The organism is Maribacter sp. (assembly GCF_049667165.1).
Lineage (GTDB): Bacteria > Bacteroidota > Bacteroidia > Flavobacteriales > Flavobacteriaceae > Maribacter_A.
Window position 1 is genome coordinate 1 of record NZ_JBATHS010000433.1, and the last position, 4754, is coordinate 4754.

Below are 4754 nucleotides of genomic sequence, written 5' to 3' on the forward strand. Positions count from 1 at the left end.
TGGCGTACGATGTCTCCCAGCCAACTCTCCTGTCCCTTAGATGTGCATTCGGGCAATGTCGCAAGAAAATTGGGTTTATTAAAACGCAAACAGAATGATGCCAAAGCCTTACATGAACTGGATACCGTGCTACGTAAATTCGACCCGAACGATCCCGTGAAGTATGATTTTGCCTTATTTGGACTTGGGGTATTCGAAAAGTTCTAATTATAAAGTTGAAATTTTACAGCGTAGATCAAATTGATTAAATTTAAGCCAAACGCAAATCAACCAAAAATGAAAAACCTGATTCTAGTAGGTGGTCTAGTTCTATGTCTGATGTCCGCCAATGCCCAAGGACGAAAACTTCCTATTGATACCATTGTAACCACACAACATAGTGTGACGATAAATGGAGTTGCCATTAATTATACGGCAAAAACAGGTACGCAGCCCGTTTGGGATGCCGAAGGTAAACCCATAGCCGCTTTACATTATACCTATTATACTAGAAACAACGTTAAAGACCAAGCCTCCAGACCCCTGTTGATTTCCTTTAATGGCGGACCGGGGTCTGGCTCGGTCTGGATGCATTTGGCATATACCGGTCCAAGAATACTCAAAATAGACGATGAGGGATATCCGGTGCAACCTTATGGCGTGAACCACAACCCGTATTCCGTTTTGGATGTTACCGATATTGTATATGTTAACCCAGCAAATACCGGCTATTCCCGTACCATACCCGAAACAGGGAAGGATGTAGACCGGGATATATTTTTTGGAATAAATGCCGATATCAAATATTTGGCAGAATGGTTGAATACGTTTGTGACCCGCAACAATAGATGGCGATCCCCTAAATACATTATAGGCGAAAGTTATGGGGGTACCCGTGTCATGGGGCTATCATTGGCCTTACAAAACCAACAATGGATGTACTTGAACGGTGTGATCATGGTTTCCCCAGCCGATTATAAGGTCATTCGCAATGGGGGACCTGTTTCGGATGCCTTGAACCTTCCGTATTATACGGCCGCAGCATGGCACCATAAAGCACTGCCCCCAGAATTACAAAACAAAGATCTATTGGAGATTTTACCTGAATCGGAGAATTATACCATCAACACGCTCATACCCGCGTTGGCTAAAGGCGGGTTTATAGGGGAGACAGAGAAAAATGCGGTTGCCAAAAAAATAGCCTATTATTCCGGCTTATCAGAAAAAGAGATAGTAGATCAAAATCTAGTAGTACCTACTGGGTATTTCTGGAAAAACCTATTAAAAGAGCAAGGTGGCTACACTATGGGCAGATTGGATTCCCGCTACTTGGGAATAGATCGAGAATTGAATGGTACACGTCCAGACTATAGTGCTGAATTAACTTCATGGCTACACAGTTTTACTCCGGCAATAAACTATTATTTGCAAGAGGAATTGAAGTTCAAAACCGATATTAAATACAATATGTTCGGTCCCGTGCGCCCATGGAACAATGAGGATGACAATACCCGTGACAATCTTCGCCAAGCAATGGCACAAAACCCATATTTAAATGTTTTGGTACAATCTGGCTACTACGATGGTGCCACGACTTATTTCAATGCCAAATACACCATGTGGCAAGTGGACCCCAGTGGTCGTATGAAAGATCGTTTTGAATTTAAGGGCTATCGAAGTGGTCACATGATGTACCTACGTCGGGAAGACCTGCAAAAGGCCAATGATGATATACGTGCTTTTATTAAACGGACTGCTGTATTGGGTGAAAGTGCAAAATATTAAAATTTAGCGCAGGTAGTGAAAATAGTCTAAGCTGGCCTTCTAACCTTTAAGGATATATGGCATTTAAAATAATGGCCGAAGTATTTCTGTTGTCTTCAGAAAAATAGAGCAAACCATTAACATTTTTGGCCACCCCATATTCCCAGTTTTCATTACGGTAAAATGTGTTTGTCCCAGTTACAATATTCAATAAATAAACATAGTTGTCAGGGTCGTCTTCGCATTTATAGGTGGTAATAAGTAGATTATCCTGACTGAATTCCGCTAAATTCTGAATTCCATTTCTGCCATGTGCTTCAAAACGAATAACATCTTGATGTACATTGCACCCATTTTCAATCAGGTTTTCAATGGCATACACATAAATTATTTGTTCTTCATGGCAATTATCATCATGCGGCCACTCCGTATTTATATCCTTCCCGGCCACATAAATCTTATCGTCTAAAATCTCTAATGCACCTATATGACCAGGGAAATCAAGAAAATAAGACGTGGGCCTTTTTATTCCATCGATTACACCCTCTTCAAATTTGAGAAGTTTGTTTTGACTACATGTATAATCTTTTTTCCATGATTTTGAAGTGCATAAAGGCACCCACAAATCCCCAGCATAAAAAGCAAGGTCCCCATAGTGGAAAGCATTACATTCTTCACCAAGCATTTCATGACAATTTTGTTCAGAAATTACTATTTCCTTGTCCATGGAATATTTTATTAATTGTTTGGTCGCCGAAACAAATAAGGTGTTTTCGTCAAAACAAATCCCTTGAATATGATTTGATCCCTTCCAATTACCATATACAATTTCCTCTACCTCTATTGGGCCGATGTTATCATTAAACTTAGCTACTAAATTAACATCATCATCTTCACCATCGAACAAATCCATTTCACAAGAAACCATAAGGAATAAGGAAAAAAGAGGGATGAGCGGTATGATCTGTGAATTTTTCATATGCATTTGATTCTATTGTTTTGCTATTCCAGAGAGTTGGAAACCTAGCCTAAGAAAATCAATGGGGAACAGAGCCTTATTTCCAATCGCACTGAGAGGAAAAGGAAAACTCAATTATAAGATACAAAAAATATTCATTTGTAACATATCTTACAGATATTCAATCTATTAAATGGATTATCTGAAATATTTTAATTGCATTTGACGTATTAATTACTCAAGTTCTCTTTGCATATTTAAAATCTCCCTTTAACTTTCGCTTTATTAATAAATAGAATAGGGAAATCTCCTTTTTATTGTTTATAAAAAAGACAGTTGACCATACAATTAAGGCATCATTCTTGCGTTTAGGTTTCTAGATAAAATTTAAACAATCCCAAACGTTATGAAAATTAGAACAAAAATTGGTTTTATATTATTGGCCTTTGTTATGGTATTTAATATGTCCTGTGACAAGTCCGATGATGATGACAAACTAGCAAATGATGCATTGGTGTTACCACCATACGAATCAATGGCAGTGGACTTCGGTGATTTCTTAAACGAAGGCTCTGACTCAGGTAAACAAAATGCCTTAGCGGCCAAAGTAGGTGAAAACTGGTTATATCCCAGATTGGTCGTTGGTTTCTGGAACACCGCATTATTCACGCAGTTAGTGGTTCCCGTGACTTCCTTTAAAGGTGCATTTGCTCATAAGGCTGAAGTGATCGGTGAAAATACCTGGCAATGGTCATATACCGTTGATGGATTTGCAAGCGAATATACCGCAAGACTTACCGGGGAATTGACCAGCGAAGAAGTGGAATGGAAAATGTATGTTTCCAAAACTGGCGCTGATTCTTTTGAGGAGTTCCTATGGTTCTCGGGTGTCTCTGATCTCGATGGAAACAGCGGGGAATGGGTACTTAATCAATCTAACGAACGCCCTGATCGTATGATCAGCATAGAATGGACTAGAGAGAACGATGAAATTGCAAGTATAAAATACTCATGGGTTCGTGAATTGAACGATGAGGATAGTGATGACTTATTCATGGGCAGTTATCTTGAATATGGATTACAAGGGGGTGATTATGATGTGTTCTATAATGTTCATGTATACGATCTTCAGTATGAAGAATTTGTAGATGTGAATGTTGAATGGAATCGCACGGAATTTTATGGTCGTGTGATGGCGCCTACCCAGTTTGAAGATGAACTTTGGCATTGTTGGGATAGTTCAGGTGCAGATGTAGCCTGCGAATAAAAAAACCTAAACAAAAGATAGAAACCTTGGCGAAGAAATTTGCCAAGGTTTTTTGTTTATCCGTATTTGCTTACTGTTGAAATTAGTATATTTAAATCGATAAAGGATCTAAATAAAAGCCATGAAATCAACCGTAATGCTACTCATCTTTTTAATGGTTACCGCTTCCCACGCCCAGGATTGGGCCAACCTTGAACAATTTAGGGCCGACAACGCTAAAATGGGCTTACCTGAAGTAGACGAGGATAGAGTGGTTTTTATGGGCAATTCAATCACTATCGGTTGGTTGAATACCGTTCCCGAATTTTTTGACGACAAGTCCTATATCAATAGGGGCATTAGTGGACAAACCACGCCCCAAATGCTTTTGAGGTTTCGCCAAGATGTAATTGCCTTGCAACCCAAAGTAGTGGTCATCCTCGCTGGCACCAATGATATTGCCGGGAATACAGGTCCATCGACCTTGGAAATGATCGCCGATAATATAAAGTCGATGTCCGAATTGGCCGTCGCACATGGTATTAAAGTAGTCATTTCTTCGGTACTCCCCGCCTATGACTATCCATGGAAACCAGGCCTGCAGCCTTCACAAAAAATCGTGGCACTGAACAAGATGCTAAAAGAATATGCTGGGCAAAACGGGCATGTTTATTTGGATTATTTCTCTGTTATGGCCGATCAACGTGACGGCATGCCAAAAAAGTATGCCCATGACGAAGTACACCCTACCAAGTTGGGTTATGAAGTAATGGCGCCATTGGCTGAAGCGGCAATTTCCAAGGCCTT

5 protein-coding genes are annotated in these 4754 nt (G+C 39.9%); 4 read left to right on the top strand and 1 reads right to left on the bottom strand.

Going from position 1 to position 4754, the window contains the following annotated elements:
• Positions 1 to 207 (top strand): DUF2400 family protein (locus WBM98_RS19155; RefSeq protein WP_424367622.1); only part of this gene is annotated, 207 nt, incomplete at its 5' end.
• 69 nt (positions 208 to 276) lie between these two features.
• On the top strand, positions 277 to 1764 hold the full coding sequence (locus WBM98_RS19160; RefSeq protein WP_424367623.1) for a S10 family peptidase: 1488 nt from the start codon (positions 277 to 279) through the stop codon (positions 1762 to 1764).
• 46 nt (positions 1765 to 1810) lie between these two features.
• Here WBM98_RS19160 and WBM98_RS19165 read toward each other — a convergent pair whose 3' ends face one another.
• Positions 1811 to 2722: a hypothetical protein gene (locus WBM98_RS19165; protein ID WP_424367624.1), complete on the bottom strand. Its 912-nt coding sequence runs from the start codon at positions 2720 to 2722 to the stop codon at positions 1811 to 1813.
• A gap of 385 nt (positions 2723 to 3107) precedes the next feature.
• On the opposite strand from WBM98_RS19165, the gene WBM98_RS19170 reads away from it, so the two are divergent.
• Positions 3108 to 3968 (top strand): hypothetical protein, encoded by an 861-nt coding sequence (locus tag WBM98_RS19170; protein WP_424367625.1) that lies wholly within the window; start codon positions 3108 to 3110, stop codon positions 3966 to 3968.
• Between the two features lie 121 nt (positions 3969 to 4089).
• The coding region (locus WBM98_RS19175; protein ID WP_424367626.1) for an SGNH/GDSL hydrolase family protein at positions 4090 to 4754 on the top strand (665 nt) is incomplete at its 3' end.